The organism is Pseudoalteromonas sp. SG43-6 (assembly GCF_014164365.1).
Classification (GTDB): domain Bacteria; phylum Pseudomonadota; class Gammaproteobacteria; order Enterobacterales; family Alteromonadaceae; genus Pseudoalteromonas; species Pseudoalteromonas rhizosphaerae.
This window is the reverse complement of the sequence record NZ_JACJEZ010000172.1, coordinates 1-446: the sequence shown is the minus strand read 5'-3', so window position 1 is coordinate 446 and position 446 is coordinate 1. Positions and strand designations below refer to the sequence as shown.

The following is a 446-nucleotide window of genomic DNA, read 5'->3' as shown; positions in this document are numbered from 1 at the left end:
CTTTCTCGCATTAGGCTCTTTACGTGATAAAGCTAAAAGTTGCTTGGATTTTTCTAAGTTCAATTTAGTAAAAGTAGATAAGTATCAGTGTGCTAATTAGATCACATAATTTGGCAGATTGGTATCATATCTGGGTGCCAAGGCTGGGAAGATATTGAAGATTTTGGCCATGATAGATTAGATTGGCTCAGGAAGTACGTTCCTCTTGAGCAAGGAATCCCTCGCCATGACACAATCGCTCGTGTGATGAGTCGTATTGATATGACGCAGTTTCAAGATTCTTTTTCTTCTTGGATGAAAGACTGCTCTAAATTAACTCATGGCGATGTAGTTGCGATTGATGGTAAGCGATTGAAAGGTTCATTTAATCAGTCAGATAGGCGCGATGCACTTTATATGGTCAGTGCATTTGCGTGCGAAAATGGTGTTGTTTTGGCGCAATGCCC

At 40.4% G+C, this 446-nt stretch carries 1 pseudogene; it reads left to right on the top strand.

Annotated features, from left to right (window positions below):
- Positions 1 to 123 precede the first annotated feature (123 nt).
- Positions 124 to 446: pseudogene (locus H5201_RS22655) on the top strand (ISAs1 family transposase); the annotation flags it as partial.